The sequence below is a fragment of the Candidatus Schekmanbacteria bacterium genome, assembly GCA_016219965.1.
Classification (GTDB): Bacteria; Schekmanbacteria; GWA2-38-11; order GWA2-38-11; family J061; genus JACRJM01.
On sequence record JACRJM010000015.1, the window covers coordinates 315,966 to 338,756 of the forward strand.

At 43.0% G+C, this 22,791-nt stretch carries 18 protein-coding genes and 1 pseudogene; 13 read left to right on the forward strand and 6 right to left on the reverse strand.

All coding sequences use genetic code 11. The features are described from left to right. Positions 1–10 precede the first annotated feature (10 nt). The 9 genes from HZA77_14735 to HZA77_14775 all read left to right on the forward strand — a co-directional run bounded on the left by HZA77_14735 (position 11) and on the right by HZA77_14775 (position 12,163). Entirely contained in the window at positions 11–2,026 is a 2,016-nt protein-coding gene (locus tag HZA77_14735) for a glycogen debranching enzyme N-terminal domain-containing protein (protein MBI5376687.1), read from the forward strand. A 32-nt stretch (positions 2,027–2,058) separates the two neighbouring features. Further along, complete coding sequence (locus HZA77_14740; protein ID MBI5376688.1) at positions 2,059–2,352, forward strand: zinc ribbon domain-containing protein; 294 nt, start codon at positions 2,059–2,061, stop codon at positions 2,350–2,352. Next, positions 2,336–5,188 (forward strand): phosphoenolpyruvate carboxylase, encoded by a 2,853-nt coding sequence (ppc, locus tag HZA77_14745; GenBank protein ID MBI5376689.1) that lies wholly within the window; start codon positions 2,336–2,338, stop codon positions 5,186–5,188. The genes HZA77_14740 and ppc overlap by 17 nt, the downstream gene beginning before the upstream one ends. 75 nt (positions 5,189–5,263) lie before the next feature. Continuing rightward, positions 5,264–5,977, forward strand: coding sequence for a lytic transglycosylase domain-containing protein (locus HZA77_14750; protein MBI5376690.1), 714 nt, complete (start codon positions 5,264–5,266; stop codon positions 5,975–5,977). 68 nt (positions 5,978–6,045) lie between these two features. Continuing rightward, positions 6,046–6,429: a cobalamin B12-binding domain-containing protein gene (locus HZA77_14755; protein ID MBI5376691.1), complete on the forward strand. Its 384-nt coding sequence runs from the start codon at positions 6,046–6,048 to the stop codon at positions 6,427–6,429. Next, the gene (gene meaB / locus HZA77_14760; protein MBI5376692.1) at positions 6,426–7,373 is read left to right on the forward strand and encodes a methylmalonyl Co-A mutase-associated GTPase MeaB; all 948 of its coding nucleotides are present in this window, start codon (positions 6,426–6,428) and stop codon (positions 7,371–7,373) included. The genes HZA77_14755 and meaB overlap by 4 nt, the downstream gene beginning before the upstream one ends. Positions 7,374–7,390: 17 nt before the next feature. Then, positions 7,391–7,852, forward strand: a complete 462-nt coding sequence (locus HZA77_14765; protein ID MBI5376693.1) for a pyridoxamine 5'-phosphate oxidase family protein — start codon at positions 7,391–7,393, stop codon at positions 7,850–7,852. 88 nt (positions 7,853–7,940) lie between these two features. Then, positions 7,941–10,544: a TIGR03960 family B12-binding radical SAM protein gene (locus tag HZA77_14770; protein MBI5376694.1), complete on the forward strand. Its 2,604-nt coding sequence runs from the start codon at positions 7,941–7,943 to the stop codon at positions 10,542–10,544. A gap of 74 nt (positions 10,545–10,618) precedes the next feature. Next, on the forward strand, positions 10,619–12,163 hold the full coding sequence (locus tag HZA77_14775; GenBank protein MBI5376695.1) for an Rne/Rng family ribonuclease: 1,545 nt from the start codon (positions 10,619–10,621) through the stop codon (positions 12,161–12,163). A 404-nt stretch (positions 12,164–12,567) separates the two neighbouring features. Here HZA77_14775 and HZA77_14780 read toward each other — a convergent pair. The 6 genes and pseudogenes from HZA77_14780 to HZA77_14805 all read right to left on the reverse strand — a co-directional run bounded on the left by HZA77_14780 (position 12,568) and on the right by HZA77_14805 (position 17,275). Beyond that, a pseudogene (locus tag HZA77_14780) lies at positions 12,568–12,976 on the reverse strand (HEPN domain-containing protein). Further along, entirely contained in the window at positions 12,973–13,308 is a 336-nt protein-coding gene (locus HZA77_14785; GenBank protein ID MBI5376696.1) for a nucleotidyltransferase domain-containing protein, read from the reverse strand. Before HZA77_14785 ends, HZA77_14780 begins: the two are co-directional and overlap by 4 nt. A 126-nt stretch (positions 13,309–13,434) precedes the next feature. Then, on the reverse strand, positions 13,435–14,058 hold the full coding sequence (locus HZA77_14790; GenBank protein ID MBI5376697.1) for a hypothetical protein: 624 nt from the start codon (positions 14,056–14,058) through the stop codon (positions 13,435–13,437). Further along, on the reverse strand, positions 14,051–15,586 hold the full coding sequence (locus HZA77_14795; protein MBI5376698.1) for a DHA2 family efflux MFS transporter permease subunit: 1,536 nt from the start codon (positions 15,584–15,586) through the stop codon (positions 14,051–14,053). Before HZA77_14795 ends, HZA77_14790 begins: the two co-directional genes overlap by 8 nt. A gap of 20 nt (positions 15,587–15,606) precedes the next feature. Beyond that, positions 15,607–16,653, reverse strand: a complete 1,047-nt coding sequence (locus HZA77_14800; protein MBI5376699.1) for an HlyD family secretion protein — start codon at positions 16,651–16,653, stop codon at positions 15,607–15,609. Between the two features lies 1 nt (position 16,654). Further along, on the reverse strand, positions 16,655–17,275 hold the full coding sequence (locus HZA77_14805) for a TetR/AcrR family transcriptional regulator (GenBank protein MBI5376700.1): 621 nt from the start codon (positions 17,273–17,275) through the stop codon (positions 16,655–16,657). A gap of 182 nt (positions 17,276–17,457) precedes the next feature. Here HZA77_14805 and HZA77_14810 point away from each other — a divergent pair, with 182 nt between their 5' ends. The 4 genes from HZA77_14810 (at position 17,458) to HZA77_14825 (ending at position 22,534) form a co-directional block, all read left to right on the forward strand. Next, the gene (locus HZA77_14810; protein MBI5376701.1) at positions 17,458–18,753 is read left to right on the forward strand and encodes a DUF2088 domain-containing protein; all 1,296 of its coding nucleotides are present in this window, start codon (positions 17,458–17,460) and stop codon (positions 18,751–18,753) included. 25 nt (positions 18,754–18,778) lie between these two features. Then, the gene (locus HZA77_14815) at positions 18,779–19,870 is read left to right on the forward strand and encodes an alanine--glyoxylate aminotransferase family protein (GenBank protein MBI5376702.1); all 1,092 of its coding nucleotides are present in this window, start codon (positions 18,779–18,781) and stop codon (positions 19,868–19,870) included. A 124-nt stretch (positions 19,871–19,994) separates the two neighbouring features. After that, the gene (locus HZA77_14820) at positions 19,995–21,506 is read left to right on the forward strand and encodes a hypothetical protein (GenBank protein ID MBI5376703.1); all 1,512 of its coding nucleotides are present in this window, start codon (positions 19,995–19,997) and stop codon (positions 21,504–21,506) included. After that, on the forward strand, positions 21,503–22,534 hold the full coding sequence (locus HZA77_14825; GenBank protein ID MBI5376704.1) for an alcohol dehydrogenase catalytic domain-containing protein: 1,032 nt from the start codon (positions 21,503–21,505) through the stop codon (positions 22,532–22,534). The genes HZA77_14820 and HZA77_14825 overlap by 4 nt, the downstream gene beginning before the upstream one ends. The last annotated feature ends 257 nt before the right edge of the window (positions 22,535–22,791 follow it).

The window sequence follows — 22,791 nt, forward strand, 5'->3', positions numbered from 1 at the left end:
TAAATAGATAATGATATCCTTCGGTAAGGATGTTGTAAGCAACCTGAAGATTGCCCTGAGAAAAGAGTGGCTTCTAACCAACGGGCTTGGCGGGTATGCATCATCTACGGTAATTGGCTGCAATACAAGACGCCATCATGGTTTGCTTGTGGTCCCTGCCGGCACTTCAGACGACCCCGGACGGAAGGCAGTCCTTCTATCCAAGTTCGAGGAAGTTCTTCAGGTCGGCAACAATGCCTACAAGATTTCCACAAACAAGTATCCAAAGACTGTCCATCCGCAGGGATATCTCCTCATACAGGAGTTCACCCTCTCGCCATTTCCGAGGATGGTCTTCATGATGGAAGATATAATCCTTGAAAAAGAAGTTTTCATGCCGCAGGGGATAAATGCAGTGGTAATAACATACAGGATATTCCCGGCCGACCGTGATGTTAACTTTATAATCTCCCCCCTTGTTGCATTCAGGGAAGCAGGCATGCTTATTGAGCCGCACTCTGATGATTATGACCTCAAGATGAAAAATGGAAAAGGCTTTACTATGTTCCATCCTGAGCCTGAGCTTCCGCCCCTTTATCTCTATTATCCTGATGATATAACTTTTGTGACCGGCGGATGCTGGTACCATAACTTCGAGTATGACACCGACAAAAACACTGAGAAAGAATTTGCTGAAGATCTTTTTGATGCAGGTTATTTTATGGCGGTGCTCAAATCAAAGACAGAGTTTTCCCTCATTGCCTCGTCCGAAGAGTTGCCTGCCGGCTTTGATGCTGGTGAGGAAAGAATGAGGGAGCTTAAGAGATTAAATTCCATAAGAGAGAAATGCGGGTCTCAAACTGACTGGAATGAGTTCATGCTCATGAAAGCGGCTGAATCATTTATATCTCAGGAAAGAACGCCTGTTGAAGGGTTTTCTGGAAGAAGTTCTATTGTTTCAGGTTACCACTGGGGAAGCGAATCAAAAAGGGATGCCATGATGGCTATGACAGGGCTTCTCATATCTACCGGGAAAAAAGAGGAATGTGAGAAGGAATTTGTAAGGGCTGTGCCATTGCTCAGGGAGAGCATCGTTTCAGAGAATCCAACCGGTAGTAATAATGATTTAGTCGCCGATGCTGTTGAAGCATGTCTCTGGATGATAAATTCATCATATCATTATTCCTCAGAGTTCAGCGGCTGTGCATTTATCAAGGATAATCTTTTTGGCATATTCAAAGAAATCATTTCATTCCTTACCGGCGCAGGTATTTCGTCAGGCATAAAAATGGATACCGACGGACTTCTGGTTTCACACAGAAGAAAAACTGATGTCCCATATCACAGTTTATGTTCCGGAGTTGAAGGTTCGGCCCCGAAGTACGGCAAAGAGATAGAGGTTCAGTCGTTGTGGTACAACGCACTTCGAATAATGGAAAAATATTCGAAAGAGTATGGAGTGGATGGCGGGTCATATTCAGCGCTTGCAGACAGGGTGTCTCAAAGCATTGTATCTCAGTTCTGGTATGCGAATGGAAGCTATCTCTGCGATTTTGTCTCAGATTGGGGGCAGGACACATCTTTTACGTCCAATCAGATTTTTGCTGTTGCCCTTCCTTTCACTGCTCTTCCCATGGACAAAGCGGAAAGAGTTGTTGAAGTTGTTCACAGGCATCTGCTTTTCGCTTTTGGTCTTCGTTGCTGCGGAGAGATTAACAGATATATCTATGCAGGCGACCATGATCACCCATCGGAATCTCTGTTTGCAGAAAAGGTTATGCTTCGCCCATGGACTCTTGCCGCATTTATTGACGCCTATCTTTATGTTAAGGGTTATTCCAGGGTGGCTCTTGTAAAGGCGAATATGATTCTGGAACCTCTGCTTTTACACTTGAATGATGCAGGGCTCGGCTACATTTCGGAGTGCTTTGATGCGGACAAACCTAACTCTCCTGAGGGATGTATTGCCCATGCTTTATCTCTGGCAGAGGTATTGAGAATAAAAAAGAAAATAGATAAATTATTAATGAGCAGCAGTACAATATAAAAACTGTTTTTTTGAGATGAGAGATTTTAGATATGCCTATTTACGAATATAAGTGTAAAAAATGCGGTCATGTCACCTCTTTTATAGAAAAGGTGGATGAGTTTAAATTTTTCGGCAGGAAATGCAGTAAATGCGGAAGCCGGAAAACCAGGAAAGTAATGTCCGGCTTTGCCACGGCAAGGCGGGTTGATATGCCTTCAATGATAAATGAGTTAAAAAAATATGGTCCTGTTAACTTTGTCCCGGGACCGCCTCCAGCACAAGGTCCTCCGTCTGGCGGCTGTCCATTTGAAAAACAAGAGGCAAAGGATGAAAAAAAGCCATAGAAAAAGTGTTGTTGGCAGGATGCAGAAAGGCAAGCCCCAGTTATCCCGGCAGTTAAAAGACAAACCATTAAGCCATGATGTCAGATACCTTGGCAATCTCCTTGGCGAAGTGCTTTTCGAACAGGCAGGCAAGGAAGTTTTCGATATAGAGGAGAAAGTACGCCTGTTGAGCAAAGAACTCCGTAACCGCTACAATCAGGACTCGGACAAAAAAATCAGGCAGATTATCGGTAAAATTGACAATGGGAAACTTGTCAGCGTTATTCGCGCTTTTTCCCATTATTTCCAGCTTGTGAATATGGCTGAGCAGTACCACAGGATAAGAAGACGCAAGGCTTACAAGCAGGTCAAGGAACCGGTATTCCAGCAAGGCTCTATTGAAGAGCTTGGTCTCTGGCTTAAAGAAAAAGGAGTTACATCCCGCGAACTGGATTCCTGTCTTCAAAAAATCGCTGTTGAGCTTGTAACAACAGCCCACCCCACAGAAGCCGTGCGAAGAACATCTCTCGCAAAGCTTAAACATATTGCAGAGCTTCTTGAAAAAAAAGACAGGATGTTTCTAAGTTCGGTTGAAGGTGAATCCCTGCAGGAAGAGTTTAAAAGAGAGATCACTCTCCTCTGGCAGACTGATGAAGTACGGCGGGATAAACCTACAGTGATGGATGAGATAAGAAACGGACTCTATTATTATGACGAGATATTCTACAACTCCCTTCCGCAGCTGCACAGGGAGTTTGAGCAGGTTGTGGCTAAGAATATAGGGAGTGGAATGTTCAAGTCGCCTGAGCTGATAACCTTCGGCACATGGATTGGAGGAGACCGCGACGGCAACCCGCTCGTGACCAACGATGTCACCATCACAGCCGCGCGTTATCAGAAAGACCTGATCCTTAACCGCTACAGATCTGACTGCAGGAATCTTCTTGAATCATTGAGCGTTTCAACGAGAATTGTGCCGGCAGATGACTGCCTGATGGCATCAATATCCGGGGATGAAAAGAACATGCCTGCTCTGGCCCTTTCGCTTTCAGGGAGGAACAGTAACGAGCCTTACAGGAAAAAGCTTTCTTTTATGATAGAGAAGCTTAACAACACCATCCAGAAGAACTATGCATCACCTCCAAAGGGCCCTGTGGAAAAAATAGAGCTAAAGAAAATCTATAGCGAGGAAGCTGAGTTTATCTCCGATCTCGAATGTCTTAAAAAAAGCCTCGAAGAAAACAATGGAGAGATTATTTCAAGGGGAGAACTTGGGACTCTCATAAGAAAGGCGAGGCTTTTCGGATTTTATCTTGCAAGGTTTGATATCCGCGAATATTCAAAAAAAATAACTTCTGCCGCAGGTGAAGTATGCGAAGCCGCCGGGATTTGCAAGGCTTCCGATTATGCTCAGATGAAAGATGAGGAACGGACAAATTTATTATCTCTGGCTATGGAATCTGCGGAGAATGTGCGGACAAAGACAGGTAAGCTTTCTGAAGAAACATTAAAAATTACAGGTGCCTTCGAAACTATTAAAAAGCTTTTGAATGAGATATCTCCTAAATCCGTTCAAAGCTTCATCATAAGCAATACAAGCGGTGCAAGCCATGTGATGGAAGTGCTTTTATTATGCAGGAAAAGCCTGATAGACATTGTTCCTCTTTTTGAATCCATTGAAACATTAAGAAATGCCCCTCAAGTAATGAAAATATTGTGGGAAAATCCTGTTTACTCCAGCCACCTTGAAAAGCGCGGTATGCTTCAGGAAGTAATGCTCGGTTATTCTGACAGCAACAAGGACGGCGGCTATTTTACATCCACATGGGAGCTTTATAAGGCGCAAAAAGAACTTTCATGTCTTGCAGAAAGACATTCAGTAGAGCTCAAATTGTTCCACGGAAGAGGCGGTACAGTAGGAAGAGGAGGAGGACCTACCAATGCTGCCATACTTGCATTGCCTGATGGATGCATGAACGGAAAGATAAAACTCACCGAACAGGGAGAGGTGATTTCATCCAAATATCTGCTTAAAGATATTGCCATGAGAAATCTTGAACTCGTACTCAGCGCTGTGGTCATGAAAACCATGAGTCTATTGGATGACGCAAAAAGGGATGACGCAAAAAGAAGCAATGTATGCGAAACTGACAGCCGGGAAGAGGTGATGGAAGAAATTTCCCTGTATTCGTTTAAAAATTACAGGGAACTTGTTTATGATGACGAGGGGTTCATAGATTATTTTTACGAGGCTTCTCCCATTGAAGAGATTGGTCTTTTGAACATTGGCTCAAGGCCTGCGAAAAGGAAAAGTTCGAGAAGAATAGAGGATCTTCGTGCCATACCATGGGTTTTCAGCTGGACACAGAACAGGCATATACTGCCGGGATGGTTTGCAGTGGGCTCCGCTCTTAAAAAATTTATCGGGAATTCGAATGTGAGGAAAAAAACTATCAGGGATATCTATTTGAACTGGCCCTTCTTCAGGGTCATGATTGATAATCTTGAAATGACGCTTCTTAAAACTGATATGCGGATAGCAAGGAATTATACTGAGCTTGTAAATGACAGGAAAATAGCAAATAGGATTTTTAAACGCATAGAAGATGAGTATAAACTCACAACTGCTATGACACTTTTTATTACGGGACACAATAAACTTCTTGAAAATAACCAGATACTGAGGCGTTCAATAGAACTGAGAAATCCTTATATCGATCCTTTAAGTTACATTCAGGTCAAACTTTTAAAGGAGCTGAGAAATCGCAGGCTTTCATCCTCAGAAAGGCAGAGACTTACATTTATGGTCCTTCTGACGATAAACGGAATCGCAGCAGGAATGAGAAATACCGGATAGAAAATTTATTTAAATTACAATGGGTTTCGCATCAAAGCGGTTGACATGACACCAACTAGATGTTATAAAAAAAGTATGCAGTCCCGTATAAAAAAAATCATTATTATTCTGTTTGTAAGTCTATTTATAAATCTGGGATGTTTTATCTTCACCGGGCTTTCCAATGCTGTTATTTATAAAATAATAAATTCTGACGGCTCCATACACTTTACCGATGATCCCTATAATGGCGCTGCCAGTGGAGCTGTACGGAAAGCAGTTTATAAATCATCTTCATATACACCCAAATATACTTCCAAAGTGCTCAGCAATGCCTATTCCAGCGTTATTGATGAGGTTGCCCAGAAGTACAATCATGATCCAAAGCTGATAAAGAGCATAATCAAGCATGAATCCAATTTTGACCCGGAAGCAGTTTCAAACAAGGGGGCAGTAGGTCTTATGCAGCTTATGCCTGACACTGCTTCGAGGTTTGGAGTGACTGATACATTCGATCCCAAGCAGAATATCGAAGGGGGCGCTGCTTATCTTGATTACCTTATGAAGCACTTCGAAGGGGACCTTCCGTTAGTGATTGCGGCATATAATGCAGGGGAGGGAGCAGTACAGAAGTACAGCGGGATTCCCCCTTACAATGAAACACAGGAATTCGTCGGAAGAGTGCTCGGAACGTATACCGGCTCAGGGGATATATCAGCATCCGGTTCAAAAACAAAAAGCACAACACGGGCTTCAAGGACGCGTTTAGTCAAAAAAAATGATGGTTCGATAATGATTACAAACCGTTAAAGTTGATAAAGCAATAAAGACGCAACGATATCATTGATTGAAGGAGGAAACTTAAAGTGGCAAAGAAAATGAGGATATTGATAGCTAAACCGGGACTTGACGGGCATGACAGAGGAGCAAAGATAGTAGCCCGCGCCCTTAGAGATGCCGGTTATGAAGTGATTTACACAGGCCTTCACCAGACGCCGGACCAGATAGTGGCAACAGCTCTGCAGGAAGACGTTGATGGAATAGGTCTTAGCATACTTTCCGGATCCCATGATTACCAGTTTAAAAGAATAATGGAGCTTCTTAAGGAAAAGAAGATGGACGATGTCGTAGTTTTTGGAGGCGGCATCATTCCCGATGATGATATATCAAAGCTTAAAAGTTATGGCGTAAAAGAGGTATTTACCCCGGGTGCTTCCACTGAAGATATAATCAAATTTGTCCAGGAGAATATCGGAAAGTGAGCCTTGCTCAGAACGCCCTTAGCGGTGAATTAAGGGCCATAGCAAAAATCCTGACTGCCATTGAAGACGAAAGAGAAGGATGGATTGAACTTATAAAAGAGCTTCATCCTTATTCTGGCAGAGCTTATGTGTTAGGTATTACAGGGATTCCGGGCGCCGGAAAATCCACGCTTACAGATAAGATTATAACGCATCTGCGCAGGGAAAATGATTCGAAAGTTGCCGTAATTGCAGTAGATCCTTCAAGTCCATTTTCAGGAGGAGCTATTCTCGCTGACAGGATACGCATGCATGAACATTTTCTCGATGAAAAGGTCTTTATAAGGAGCATGGCAACCAGAGGGTGTCTTGGAGGGCTCTCAAAAAAGACTGTTGATGTTGCAGGAGTTCTTGATGCGAGTGGTTTTGACTGGGTAGTGATAGAGACAGTTGGTGTGGGGCAGGATGAGATAGATGTTGTGAAAGTCGCGGATACAACGGTGGTGGTCTTTGCTCCCGGCACCGGGGACGAGATGCAGGCTATGAAGGCAGGGATAATGGAGATAGGAGATATCTTCGTTGTGAACAAAGCAGACAATGACGGGGCAGAAAAGCTTGAAAGAGAACTTAATGCAATACTTGATTTAAGCTCATCGAGGAGAAAAGAGTCGAATTGGGATGTACCAGTAGTCAAGACCATAGGGACTACGGGAGAAGGAGTTGACAAACTCATCAGCACTGTTATGGAGCACAGAAAATACCTTGAAAGCATGCATAATATCCGTCTCGAAAAAAATATATCGAGGAACAAGGAAGAGATAATCAATATCATAAAAGACAAATTGCTCAGTGAAGTTATGAGTCATTCTACTAATGGTACGTTAACGGATCTTGCAAGGCGCGTTGCTCTGCGGGAGATAGACCCATATACGGCGGCGGAAAGTATGATAAAGGGAGTTTCTTAATTTCTGAGGATTTATCTATGAATAAAAATAGTGAGAGCAAAGTTTCCAAAGAGTTAAGAGATAGGCTGAATGAAAAGGACAGGGTTGCTTTTATATCTGCAGTTGACACTAACAGCATACCTGCATTAACTATTATTCCCTTTTTTATTGCGAAGGATGAGGAAAGCCTGCTTTTTGCGGTTCACCGTGATGATTCCACATACAAGAACCTTGTGAAGAACAAAAAAATAGTCTTTGGCGTTTTTGATTCAGGAAACTTCTGCTGCAGGATAACCGGAAGGGCAGGAGTAGTAAAAGCCCCGTCCGATACCCATCCATTGATGAACATAGTGAGGCTCGATGTAATAAGCATTGAAAAGGAGCCTTCTCCTTTCATGGATGTTGTTGATGGCATAAAGATTAAGTATGTTGATCAGAAAGCATCGCGGTTCGCTGTGGCAATGCTTGGAGAGCTAAAGAAGGTTGCCGCTCAGTTATGATTGACGGCGCTGAATAATCTCTTATACTTTCTTTCTATCTATACATATCAGGTTGAACCTGCCATCCTTTTGAGCTATTACAATCTTCATGAATAAAAGAATTATAGACTGCCTAAACTCAGTTCAAAAACCCACACGCTATACCGGTGGGGAACTTGGCTCTATTGTCAAATCAAAGGAAGAAGTGGAGCTGACATTTGCCCTCGTGTTCCCCGAGGTCTATGAGCTTGGGGTTTCGAACCTCGGGCTGCGCATACTTTACAGCATCCTTAACAAGATGAAGGGTGTGCAGGCAGAGAGAGTTTATTCTCCGTGGGTTGACATGGAGGAGATTATGCGGCGCGAAGGTTTTTCACCCTTCGGTCTTGAAACAGGAATGCCTCTCGGGGATTTTGACATAGTAGGTTTTTCACTTCAGTACGAGCTTCTTTATACAAATATCCTGAATATCCTAGAGCTTTCCGGCATACCTCTTAAAGCCTCTGAAAGAGATGAAAGATTCCCGCTCATAATAGGCGGAGGTCCATGCGCATTCAATCCAGAGCCTCTCGCAGATTTCTTCGATGCTTTTTTTATCGGCGATGGCGAGGAAGGTATAGTTGACATTGTTAATGTTTTTAACATTTGGAAGAAAGATGAGAAGAGAGATAAAAGAAAGCTCCTTAAAGCCATAAGCGGTATTGACGGAGTCTATGTCCCGTCATTTTATGAGGTCAACTACAATGATGACGGCACGATTAAATCCATAATTAATAAGGAAGGGGAGCAGTCAGCGCAAATCCGCAAAAGAAGCATTCTTTCTCTTATGTCTTCTCATAATCCGGCAAAAACCATAATTCCTTTCTGCGAGGCTGTGCATGACAGAGTGAACATCGAAATCGGTAGAGGATGCTCTGCCGGATGCAGATTCTGCCAGGCAGGCATTATATACAGGCCTGTCCGTGAACGGAGTGCTCTGGACGTAATAGCTCTTGCTGATGAAAGTATAAAAGAAACAGGGTACGAAGAGGTGGCGCTTACAAGCCTGAACGTGGCAGATTATCCATATATAGAGGATGTGGTTACCAGACTGATTGCCATGATGGAGGAGAAAAGGGTTTCTGTGTCGCTTCCATCTTTAAGGGCAACACTTCTGAAGAACGGGAAAATCGCTGAAGAGATCGCAAAGGTAAGAAAGACAGGTTTTACCATTGCGCCTGAAGCAGGGTCACAGAGGCTTCGCGATGTCATAAACAAAGGAATAACAGAAGAAGAGATCCTTGAATCCGTTGAGAGTGCTTTTTCAAAGGGGTGGAGGGCGGTGAAACTCTACTTCATGATATCCCTTCCAACGGAAACTGAGAAAGACATTGAAGAGATAGCAGGTCTTGTGAACAGGATTATGAAAATTATAAAGACAGCAGGAAAAAGGATAAAAAGGATTTCCGTTTCAATATCCCCCTTTGTCCCAAAGGCACATACCCCATTTCAATGGACAGGAATGGAAGACAGGGCAGATATCGAACATAAGATAAGGATGCTTCAGGCAATGCTCAAAAGAGGGAGTGTTGACCTTGAATGGCATGACTCTACTTCAAGCCTTGTGGAAGGGGCAATGGCAAGAGGCGACAGAAGGACGGGAGACGCGATATTAAGGGCATTCCGCATGGGGGCGAGGTTTGACGGATGGCGGGACTTTTTTAATTTCAGTATTTGGGAAAAGGCTTTTGCTAGCTCAGGACTCAGTATGGAGTTCTACGCCAGGAGGGTCAGGCATGAGGATGAGATATTCCCGTGGGAACATATTGACTGCGGTGTAAAAAAGAAATTCCTGTCAGATGAATATGCGGCGTCGTTGAAAGAGGAAAAAACAGTTGATTGCAGGTTTGGAAGATGCAATTCCTGCGGCTTTGAGAAAGAGTGCGCAGATATAAGGCAAATAAATCAGATGACCACAGAGGGCACAGAGAAAGAACAGAAGAAAGACGGAGGAGATGCAAAAAAGGTATCGCACTTTAAAGCTTCAGACAGGGAGAGATTTTTCTACAGGATAAAGTATTCAAAAAAAGGGAATATGCGGTTTATCTCGCATCGTGAATTTCAGAAGATGTTCAGCAGGGTGCTTGCACGTGCGGAAATGCCTATAGAATATTCAGATGGATTTAATCCTCATCCTTCTATTGCATATGGTATGCCGCTTTCTGTGGGAGTCGAGTCTGAATGTGAATATATTGATATCGAGCTTTTGCATGATATGGGATTGCCGGAAATTATGGAAAAGCTAAACAGCGAACTTCCCTCCGGATTCATGGTAACTGATGTGGAAAAAATGCAGAGTCTTAAGTCTTCTCTTCAGGCAAGCGTCAGACAGTTTATTTACTATGTGGTGTTCGGAACTGAGATGCTGCAAAAGGAAAAACTTTCTATTGAAACAGTCCATGAAAAAATCAGGCTATTTGAGGAAAGTGAACGATTCAATGTTGTCAGAGATACCGGTAAAAAAAAGTCCGACATAGATCTTAGAGAGTTTGTAAGCTTTCTTAAAAGCCCCGGAGAAAACAGAGACGGTTCAGTGAACCTGTCCATAAGTGTTGATGTCAAAAACGGAGTTGCCCCTGCAATATACCTTGTTTTATGCTCGGTCTTCGGGTTATCGTTTCCATTGCCTAAAGGCATTCAGGTCGTCAGGAAACAGGTTGCCTTATCCATCTAATTATGTTTTAAACCTGATTGTGTTTTAAACAACAAAAATTTATTTAATTTAAAGAAAAGAACGGAGATTGTCAGTTGGCCAAAGAGTTTATCGTAAATACCACAAGCTATGAGACACGTGTTGCAATCCTTGAGGACAGCGGAGTAGCTGAGATATTCATTGAGAGGAAAAAAGACAAGGGGTTCGTGGGGAACATTTATAAGGGAAGAGTCACAAAGGTACTTCCTGGTATGCAGGCCGCCTTTGTTGACATAGGAAATGAAAAGGCAGGATTCCTCTATGTCGGTGATATATGCGATGATAAGCGCGCCTATGAGGGTTTTCTTGAAGGAGAAAAAGATCTCAGCGACGAGGAAAATGAAGAAGAGCTTTACAATGAGGAAATCCCCGGGAAGAATGTGAGAAAGAGTGAATCTGAACCGCAGATAGAGGACCTTTTGAAAAATGGACAGGAGCTTCTTGTTCAGGTTTCAAGAGACCCGATAGGAACAAAGGGTCCGCGCCTTACATCCTATATTACACTTCCGGGAAGATACATTGTGTTTATGCCCACTGTTGACCACATAGGCGTTTCAAGGAAGATTGAAGACAGGAATGAAAGGTTCAGGCTTAAGAAAATAATATCAGACCTTAACCCGAATAATTATGGTTTTATAGTGCGGACTGTCAGCGACGGAAGGACGGAAGAAGAGTTTAAAACGGACATAAACTTCCTTATGAAGCTATGGGAGTCTATAAAAAACAAGTCAGAGAACAAGACTGCTCCGTCTCTCATCCACACTGACCTTGACCTTATACTGCGTGTCATAAGAGACCTTCTCACGTCAGATGTGGACCGTGTCATAATCGATTCTAACGAGGACTACGAGAGATGCCTCAGGTTCGTTCGTGAATACCTGCCAATATATGAAGACAGGATTAAAAAATATGAAGGTACAGAGCCTATATTTGATGCCTATGGCATAGAAATAGAGGTAGACAAGGCATTGGGGAAAAAGGTCTGGTTGAAATCAGGCGGCTATATCATCATAGATGAAACTGAAGCGCTTGTTTCCATAGATGTGAATACCGGACGTTATGTAGGGAAGAAGAACCTTGAAGAGACAATATTAAAGACCAATTTAGAAGCGGTCAAAGAGATTGCTTACCAGTTAAGGCTGAGAAACCTGGGCGGGATAATCATTATAGACTTTATAGACATGCAGAAAGAGGATAACCGCGACAAGGTTTTTAGAGCTCTTGAGCATGAGATAAGCAAGGACAGGATAAAAACAAATATTCTCAAGATTTCAGAACTCGGGCTTGTCCAGATGACAAGGAAACGCGTAAGGGAATCGCTCAGCAAGTCGCTATGTCAGCCATGCGAATATTGCGACGGAAGGGGCATGGTGAAATCAGCCACTACCATATGTTTCGAGATACTTCGGAAAATCTCAAAAGAGCTTGGCAAGGTATCCGGCAGAAAAGTCATGGTGAGCGTGAACCCCGTCATAGCGGACAAGCTTTACGAGGAAGAGAGCAAGGCAATCGAAGAGCTTGAACGGATCCACCGCAAGAAGCTGGTCATTAAGACGGATTTTGATAGTCATCTGGAAGAGTATGATATCATGGTCATCTGACCATCCTTCAGTAAATTTGACCTTTGGTGGCATACTTTGTCAGTGGCCAACTCGCAAATGCTCACATACGGAAAAGTATGCTCCGCTTTTCTCGTTGTCCGCTTTCGCGTCTGCCATCCAAATCTCAAATTTACAAAAAAATATATCTTCCTCGCCTGACGTCAAATCCCGCATTTGCGAAAAACATAAACAATCTGCTTTCGCGTCTGCTATCTAAATCTTACGTTTGCAAAAAAATATTGCTTCGTCGCCTGACTCCAAATCCGAGAACATAAACTATCAGCTTTCGCGTCTGCCATCCAAATCTCAAATTTACAAAAAATATTGCTTTCTCGCCTCACATCCAAATCCCACATTTGCGAAAAAATAGCTAAGCAGCCATTTCCTCTTTCAGGTGTAATCAGTTAAAACAATGGCAAATGGGAAAGCTTGAGTTTTTTTGACACGAATTGTTTAACAGTTTCCGCAAGCTTGATTGCTTTTTCAGTTTCTTCAGCAGTTGGCATATAGAAATCATCAGGATACCGTGCTTCAACTGCATAATCCGTCAGATTTTCAATTTTATCATTATTTAATATCTCAAAACTATTGTCTATTGTCATACATTGCGAGATAAGCAAAGAGATGTTGTGAGTTTTGCTTATCTCCTTGCCATGAAAGATGAGATACGCCTTAAGATATTTCTCAACGCATTGCTGCATGTGAAAGCAGACCATATCTGTTGCAGGCATCTACGGATGCCTGTTCATCTCGACCTGTTTTCAGATCGTTCTCTGCTTTTATGATCCATTTTTTCACAATATCTTCATTCATAACAGTATGCCTTCTTTTGCAGCATAATAGGTTACATAGCCGACATTCTTAGACTGTTCCAGATAACTTTCTTCAGATTTAACTATTACGTCAACATCAATAAAAGCTTCAGCCAGGCGATGGCGGATTCTTCCAACTATATTAAGCCTATCTCTGCGTTCAATCTCTCTGTCCACAACCACCAGAAAGTCCCAGTCGCTGTCAGGTTTTGATGCCCCTTTTGCCCTGCTACCGAATAGCAGGATTGACTTAACGTTAATGTTGTTTGCAGCAAATTCTTCTTTAATTGCCTTAACAACCATATCTTTTTGTAAAAGTTCTTCTTCTGTCATATATTTCCCTGCAGATTTAATATACCTCACATTTTATATTATCTTCTTTAATGGCGAGCCTCAAGGATTAATTGCCCAAACTTAATTAAAAAAAGATAATTGTGTGGTGCAAAAGCAGAAAGATATTCAGAACAAATTCACCAGCAGCTTTGATACCGCCGGCAATGCCAGGTCGGATTCGATGATGAGGATAAGAACGCCGCAGACTTTCAGCGTCCAGAGGCTGATATTGATGCCCGGAGGGCAGAGGGTTGAGAGGGTTCGCAAAACTTTTGGGAAATCTTTTTGCTCCAAAGGCTGTTCTTTGTTGTGAAGGGAAGAGATTACAATAAGAAAAGAGCCGCAGAGAAACCGGAGAAGAAAAATCGAGATTGTGTGAATCTTCACTGAGTCCTCAGAGAGAAATGTTGCGATAAAAAGCAGAATCAGGATAAATATCAGCGATGCGATCAGAGCTTTTCTTCTCTGGATAAAAGAAGCGAATTTCAGCATTCCCTCCATGTGCTTTTTACTGCACACTGCAAAACTTATATTTGTGCTTTCAGTCTGTTCAACCAATTCTTTGCCGCACCATAAGCATTGTTTCCCTGCATTAAGGGCAGTATGAATCCTCCCTGAGAGGAAACATATTATTAAAAACCCGGCTGCTATCAGAATAGCTGTAAGGATGTTTTTCCCGGGGAATAGAAGAATGAATATTGAGATTGGAAGAAGCGAGAAAATGAAATAATCGGTGGTTCTTTTAACCATGACGGCGCCTTGTGTTGTTTAACAGGAAAGCAAGAGGAAGGATACAGAGATTAAGTATGCAGAGAAGATAGAACATATCAGCGAATGAGTACATTAATGCCTGCCGAAGTGTCATATTGTAAATCATCTCAAGTGTGGTTTGGGCAGTGGCTGTACCTGCGGCTAAAGTCCGTTTTAAAAGCTCGCTTGTCCTCTCATATGCCATTACGAAACTGAAGTTATAGATATTTAGTTTTTCACTGAGCATTGATTGATGAAACTGCGCCCTTCTTGAAAGCTGTGTCATGACAAAGGCTGTACCAAAACTTCCTCCAAGATTTCTCAGAAGGTTGAACATCCCTGTGGCGTTTCCCATCTGTTCTTTCGGGATGGTGCTCATTGTGGCAGTCATTAATGGCACAAAGAAGAAGGCGACTCCCACACCCTGCACAATTCTTGGTATAAGAATATTTGTAAAGCTTGCATCAAGGCTAAGCTGTGACATCATGTAAACAGCATAGCTTCCAATTATAAGCCCTACGACAAGTATTTTCCTTGCATCAAAAAATCTAAGAAGAATTCCTGTTATAGGCATGAAAAGAAGTATTGTAAGACCCCCGGGTCCAAGGACCATTCCGGCAAGTGTTGCTGTGTAACCCATGAGCGTTTGAAGAAAAATAGGGTAGAGTACTATGCTTGCGAACATTCCGAAGAAACCGAAAAACATCATCATGCTTCCGCTGGTGAAAGAAATATCTTTCATTACCCTTAAGTTCACAACAGGATTTTTAACGAAGAATAGTTCTATCACAACGAAGACTACAAGGCTCACGGCTGCGATTGCAGTTAAATAAATGATGAAGTTCGATGAAAACCAATCCTCCCTTTCACCCTTGTCGAGGACTATCTGCAAAGCGCCAAGTCCAATGGCAAGAAAGCTCAATCCGAAATAATCAATCTTCCCCGGAGCCTTCCTGATGTAGGGAGGATCATAGATAAAGAGCATGACCATTATTACAGACAAAATACAGATAGGAATGTTGATGTAAAATATCCATCTCCATGAAAGGTTGTCGGTGATCCATCCGCCGACTATGGGTCCGATGACAGGCGCGATGACGACACCAATTCCGTATGCAGCCATTGCCATACCGTGTTCAGCCACTGGAAATGTCTCAAGGAGTATTGCCTGTGATAAAGGTTGTAAAGCGCCTCCTCCAAGACCCTGTAATACCCTGAAGAATACAAGGCTCATAAGATTTGGGGCAGACCCGCAAAGAAACGATGAGACACTGAAGATCATAATGCAAAAAATCAGAAAACGTTTTCTTCCCATCAAACTGCTAAGCCAGCCTGTTATGGGCAATATTATCGCATTTGATACGAGATAGGATGTCAGAACCCAGGTGGCTTCATCAACGGAAGCGCTGAATGTTCCCCTGATATGATTTAATGACACGTTTGCAACGCTTGTGTCCATTATCTCAACAAAAGTCGGCAGTATGACTGTGAAAGCCACAAGCCACTTGTTTATTTTTGGAACTGACATGAAGTGCCCGTTAGCCTTAGTTATTCTGAAAGTGGTACTATAATATTACAGGACATTCCTACCCGCAGAATATGATCCGGGTCCTGATCTTTATCAAGGAGGATCTTTACAGGAATTCGCTGCACGACCTTGACCCAGTTTCCGGTGGCATTCTCAGGAGGAAGGAGAGAAAATGCGCCGCCTGTACCTGCCATTATGGATTCGATGTGTCCGCTGAATTTCATGTCAGGGAAAGTGTCAACTTCTATGTCTGCCTTCATTCCGGGTTTCAGCTTTTCAACCTGATTTTCCTTGAAATTGGCTTCTATCCATACATCATTTAAAGGAATAATCGCAAAAAGCGGCTGTCCCTCAGATATCCTGTTTCCCGTTTCGATGCTCTTTTTCGTTATATAGCCGTCTGCAGGGGAATATATCGAAGTATATTCATAGTCAAGTTCTGACTGTCTGAGCTCGGCAGCTTTTTCGCGGATGATCGCTTCGTCATTGTCTTTCGAGACCATTGCCTCGGCCTGCTTTAGATTTTCCTCATCAGCTTTAACCTGAGCTACAGCGACATTATAATTGGTCAGCGCAAGGTCATATTTTTCCTTTGGATAAACGGCTTTTTCGTAAAGCGTTTTCGCCCTGTTCAGTTCGATTTTTGAAAGCTCAAGTTTTGATTTTGAATATTCTATTTGCGCTTTTGCTGATTCTACTGCGGCATATCTTCGTTTTATTTCCTGTTTGGCAACCTCAAGGGCTGCACGATTTTTTTCTATAGTTACTTCATAGTCAGCAGGGTCTATTTTTACCAGAATATCTCCCTGCTTTACCGGCATATTGTCTCTTACAAAAACCTCCTTGACCGTGCCGTCAATCCGCGAACTTATTGTGAAAAGGTGTCCTTTTACATAGGCATTGTCGGTGATTATGTTAGTCGAAAGGTATTTCCAGTAATAGTAGCCTGCTGTACTTCCGGCAGCTAAAATAATAAGCAGGATTATAATACCGGTTATCTTTCTGCCTCCGTTATTATTGTTCCTGCTTGCAGGTTTCTTATCTTTCTCCACTTTGCTTTCAGACAATTTACTTTCCTCGCTCATCGTTTACAGTCCCTTTAAGAAAGAGTTGTACATATTCACGGACAACATGTTTTTGATTGAATTTCTTTATCTCCTTTTCAAAGAAGAATTCCTGGTTCATAAAATAAAAGAAGAACATCCCGAAAAACGCCCTTGCTGCAAGAGGAGAATCAAACTTTCTGAGCTTGCGCGATTTTGAAAACTTGCCCAGATAATTAACGAAATGTTTGAACACCTTTTCTACAAGATTCTTGTATATCATCCGCGCATGGGTAGGGTGATTATATGCCTCGGTTGTCATTATTCTTACGAGATTCTTGTTCCTGTATAGATTGTCAATGAAACTACCGGCAAGAAGCTCAAGTGCTTCGGTATATGAAAGATGTTCGAGCTTTGGTTCCAGTTCCTCTATGCGGGCAAGAAAGGAGTAATGCTCTATGACCTTTTTGAACAGGTTTTCCTTGCTATCAAAATGGCGGAAAAGGGTTATCTCGTTTACACCTGAAGCATCTGCCAGCATCTTCGTGGTGCTCCCCCTGTAGCCATATTGCGAGAAGACATCGAAGGCTTTCTCAAGTATCTGTTCTTCAGTCAAAGCCGTGTTCGTATTTTTAGGCCGCGCCATATCTATCCTGTAATATATCAAAAGAATGTAAGTACTTACTACATAATTCGCAATTCACTGTCAAGAAAATCCAGGACTGTTAAGCTACGACCTTTTTATCTCAAACTCCCATATCTCAAAATTATCCACTTGCTGAATGTTTTTGACTTGGAGGCGACCTCTCCTGTATAAAAATAATCCTTATGAATATAAAATTTTTATCAGGAACGAAGCCGCAGGGGCTGTATAGCGAAAAACTCCCCAGATTCATTGATATAGTCTGCGATTTTAAGAGACCAAAGGTTCCTAATATAGAGGACTCCTTGAGGAAGAATATCCTCTCACTCGCTTCTCTAAAAAAACTTCCTAAAGGCGCATCTGTCGGAATAACGGCAGGAAGCCGCGGAATAAGCGGATATTGTGACATTCTTAAGATTGCAGGCGAGCTTCTTCGCTCGCAGGGATTAAAACCTTTTGCAATCCCTGCAATGGGAAGCCACGGAGGAGGAACTGCGGAAGGGAGAAGAGAGATACTGAAAGGAATGGGTATTACGGAAAAGTCATGCGGCATACCAATAAGGGGAGGAGATAGCTATGTTAAGATAGGCACTCTTCCCAACGGCATTACAGTTTATACCGACAGGGAAGCGCTTGGTGCTGACGGAATAATAATCTTTAACAGGATAAAGCCTCACACTGATTTCGAGGGTACGCATGAGAGTGGGCTGCTCAAGATGACGGCAGTCGGTCTTGGAGGACCTCAGGGAGCTGCCCAGATACACAGCATGGGAATCAAAGGACTAAAAGAATGCATAATCCCGGCTGCAAAAAAAATCTTTTCAGCCATTCATCTTATGGCAGGTCTCGGAATAGTTGAAAACAGCGCCGGTGAGACAGCGATTATAAAAGCCTTTGAAGCAGATGAGATAATTGACGGAGAAAAGAAGCTCCTAAAGATTGCAAAAAAACTTCATCCTTCTTTACCTGCCGGCAACATTGACCTCCTTGTTGTTGACCGCATGGGAAAAGAGATAAGCGGGACAGGGATGGACACGCATGTGATAGGCAGGAAGGTGATTCGTTTTGAACATGAGAGTGAAAAGCCGCGTATAACAAGGATTGTAGTTTTAGATCTTACACGGCAGTCGAAGGGGAATGCTGCGGGGCTTGCGCTTGCTGACATAATAACTGAGAGATTTTTCAAGAAAATAGATTTTGATGCCTTTTATTTTAATGCCATAACTTCAACATTCATTGACAGGGGGAAGATCCCTGTTGTGGTTAAAAACGACCGTGAGGCCTTTGCTCTTGCTATAAAATCAGCATGGGTAAGAGCTCCGGAAAGGGCAAGGATTATCAGAATAAAAGATACTCTGAGCTTAGAACGCATGTCGGTTTCAGAGGATGTGTACCGTTCAATTGCTGGAAATAAATCTATTTCAAAAAAAGGTGGTTTTTATAATTTAAGATTTGATGCACGGGGAAATCTGGTAAGATAGAAAATAAAAAAACTGAGGATAATTTATGGAAAAGCTTTTAATGGGACCTGGTCCATCTAATGTTGATCCGCGTGTATTAAAGGCGATGTCGCAGCCGCTTGTTGGTCACCTTGACCCGGATTTTTTAAAAATCATGGATTCAACTATGGAATGCTTGAGGCAGATTTTCAAAACTAAGAACAGGCTGACCATGCCCGTTTCCGGGACAGGGAGCGCGGGGATGGAGGCAGCGTGCGTAAACTTCATAGAGCCGGGAGACAAAGTTATAGTCGGTGTTAATGGTGTGTTTGGTGCAAGGGTAGCAGACCTCATGGGAAGGATAGGCGCCGAGGTTACAGAGATAAAAGAGAAATGGGGAAGCCCCATAGAGATAGAGAAGATCGTGAAAGCATTTTCAGCAGCCAAAGGGAAAGTAAAAGCCCTTGTGCTTGTCCATGCCGAGACATCCACCGGAGTGCATCAGCCGCTTGATGAAGCGGGCTGGATTGCGCGGGAGGAGGGAGCGCTTTTTATAGTCGATACCGTTACATCGCTTGGCGGCGTGGATGTAAGAATTGACGACTGGCTTATTGATGTATCTTACAGCGGAACGCAGAAGTGCCTGAGCTGTCCTCCGGGACTTTCACCGTTTACCGCCAATGAACGTGCAATGGAAGTCTTGCGGAAAAGAAAGACAAAGGTTCCGTCATGGTATTTTGATTTTTCCATGATCGAGAAATACTGGGGGAGTGAAAGGGTATATCATCACACGGCGCCAATAAGCATGATATTCGGACTCCATGAGGGATTAAAGATCATACTTGAAGAAGGGCTTGAAAAAAGGTTTAGCCGCCATATGGAAAACCATATTTATCTGAGGGATGAACTTGAAAAAATGGGAATCCGCTTTGTAGTTGATTCCGAGTACCGCCTGCCCAATCTTAATTCTGTCTATGTGCCTGCTGATATAGATGAGAAAAAGGTGCGTATGAGAATGCTTTCGGAGTATAATATTGAAATCGGTGCAGGGCTTGGAGAGTTTGCGGGAAAGGTATGGAGAATAGGGCTTATGGGTCACACTTCGAGAAAGGAAAACGTTGATACCTTAATCAATACTTTGAAAAAAGTTATGTATTGAGATTGCTTCGGGTTCCTTCGCTTTGCTCAGGACAAGCCTCGCAGTGACGAGGTAGTAGATAAAAATTACAGGCTAATGAAGCGTTATAATCATAATTAACAGTTATTATTTGGAGGAAAAGATAGTGCCAAAGAAGAATGGTCTCATCCTCTCGATCGACGTTGGAACTTCAAGATGCAAGGCTGCGCTTTTTAAAACAAATGGTGAGCCGGCAGGTTTTGCTTCAACATCATATTCCATCAAGTTCTCTCAGAACGGAAGAGTTGAGGCAGATGCGGTGGAAGACTGGTGGAAGCCTACAATCAGGAATATAAAGGAACTTATTAAAAAGACAAAAGGAGCTCCGTCGAATATCATTGCTGTCGGTGTTTCCTGTACGAACGGCATCGTCCCTGTAAATGAAGAAGGTAAGCCTGTGGGCAATGCCATAATGCAGTTCGACAAGAGGACCACTGAGCTGGTTGGATTTTATTCAAAAAAGCTGAACGACGAGGAGCTTTTCGAGATCACCGGGAACCGCCTTGCCGCAGGCTCCTATGCGCTTCCGACCATAGTCTGGCTTAAGGAGAATGCAAAGGATGTTTATAAGAAGGCAGCTTCGTTCCTTTATCCTTCAGGTTATATCGCTTCAAACCTCACCGGGAAGTTTTCAATAGATTATACGAGGGCAGCAACCACATTATTTTATGATATGCAGAAAAAAGTATGGTCCACCGAACTGCTGAATTTCTTTTCTGTAAAACCTGAGAAGCTGCCTCCAATATTTTCTTCTTCCGATGTGATTGGAACAGTTACCAAGTCAGCATCTAAGGAAACAGGACTGCCGGAAGGAATCCCCGTAGTAGCGGGCGCTATGGATACATATTCAGCCGTTGTGGGGCTGGATAAAATAAAACACAATGACACGTCTCTTATCCTCGGGACAGTGGCAAGGCTTTGCAAGACAGTTATAGCTCGTGGTGTATTGAAAAGTGATTTTACGAATATTGAGTGCGGTTCCAAAAAATTCCTGTCAATAGCATGCATGGACGGGATAGGGACATCTTACAACTGGTTTAACGATGCCGTGGGGAGTAAAAACGGAGCCGGAGGAACAGCTTCCATCGATCCCTGTTCCGGAGGTCTCATTTATCTGCCATATCTCGTGGGCGAGCGCTCTCCTATATGGGATCCATATGTAAAAGGAGTTTTGTTTGGAATAGAGCCGGGTCACAGGCGGGAGCATATTTATCGCGCCATAATCGAAGGGTGTGGTTTTGCAGTAAGATCCAACATTGAGATAATGAGCTCTGAAGCAGGACTTGAGACAGGAAATCTTGTTGTTCCCGAGACAGGATTCGGGAATTATCCTGAGTGGCTGCAGACCATATCTGACATTACGGGATGCGAGATTAACACTGTAAAGATAGAAGACCCGGAATGTACCGGTACAGCGGCATTGGCTGCAATTGGTGCAGGAGAGGCTAAAGAGACTTCATCTTTTGTAAAGAGAAGCGCAAAGTCAGGGAAAAAGTACAAGCCTTCGAAGGAAAGGAAAAAGGCATACGACTCTTATTTTATCATCTATAACAAACTCTATACTGACCTCAAAGGCGATTTCAGGATATTAAAAGAGATAAGGAATTCCCTTAGATGAAAGCAGCAGTATTTAAAGGAATAAATATCCTTTCTGTCGAGGACGTAAAAGAACCTCCTCTCCCTAAAGGCGGGCTCTTGCTTAAAGTTCAGGCTACCGGAATATGCGGAACAGACGTCCGTATTTTCAGGGGGAGAAAAATGGTCACTCCTCCCCGTATCATAGGCCATGAATTCTCAGGCATTGTTGCCGGTGTTTCAGAGGGGACCGGAGGGCTCAAAGAAGGTGACCGTGTCGTTGTTGAGGCGATAATACCGTGCGGTACATGTTATGCGTGCAGGCGGGGCGAGGCGAATATCTGTGTTTCAAGAAAAACATTGGGTTACGAGCTTGACGGCGGATTTGCAGAATATGTGGCCATCCCTGCTGAAGCAGTTGCAGCAGGTTGCGTTATCAAACTGCCGGACAATGTTTCATTTGCGGAAGCCGCAGCGTGCGAGCCTGCGGCAGCATGTATAAACGGAAGAAACAAGATAAGCAGCAATCTCAGAGAAAGCATTCTTATTGCAGGTGACGGACCAGTCGGACTCATACATATGGAGCTTGCAAAGGCATCAGGTTTTAAAAAAGTTCTTATGGCCGGCACAGATAGTGGGAAGCTCGCACTAGCAAAGAAACTTGGAGCAGATGCTGTTTTAAATGTAAGGGAAGGTGATATTGCACCATTTATAAAGAGCGTCTGCGGCGAAGATGGCGTTGATTGCGTTATCGTCGCAAATAACAACAGAGCTTCTCTTGAAGAATGTATCAAGCTTTTGCGGAAAGGGGGAGAGGTTGTCATTTTCGCAGGATACAAGAGCGAGGAAGCAATAGAGATAAACCTTAATTTAATCCACTACAGGGAAATAAAGATAAAAGGTTCATCCGGTCATTCTAAAGTTCACATGAAAGAGGCTGTAGAGCTTGTCAGCAACGGCAGCCTTGATCTTAAAAGCCTTATAACCCATGAGCTTAAACCTGAGCAGATTGTCGAAGGGATAAAGATGAAGGAGGAGCTGGTGGGGATCAAGCACATCATTAAGTTTTAAGTTAAAAAACGCAATATTTGCTTTAATACTTCGCGAGCGGCCAGCTCGCAAATGCTCACATACAGAAAAGTATGCTCCGCTTTGCTCGAAGTCCGCTTCCTTGTCTTAAACACAAATCTTGCATTTTGTAAAAAATATTAAGCTTACCAAGTTAACTCATTAGCTGCGGGTGATTGATGGATTGGTAGTTCCGCTTCTTTTTATTGTCATCCCCGCGAAAGCGGGGATCCAGAAATAATAAGTAACCATGGATTCCG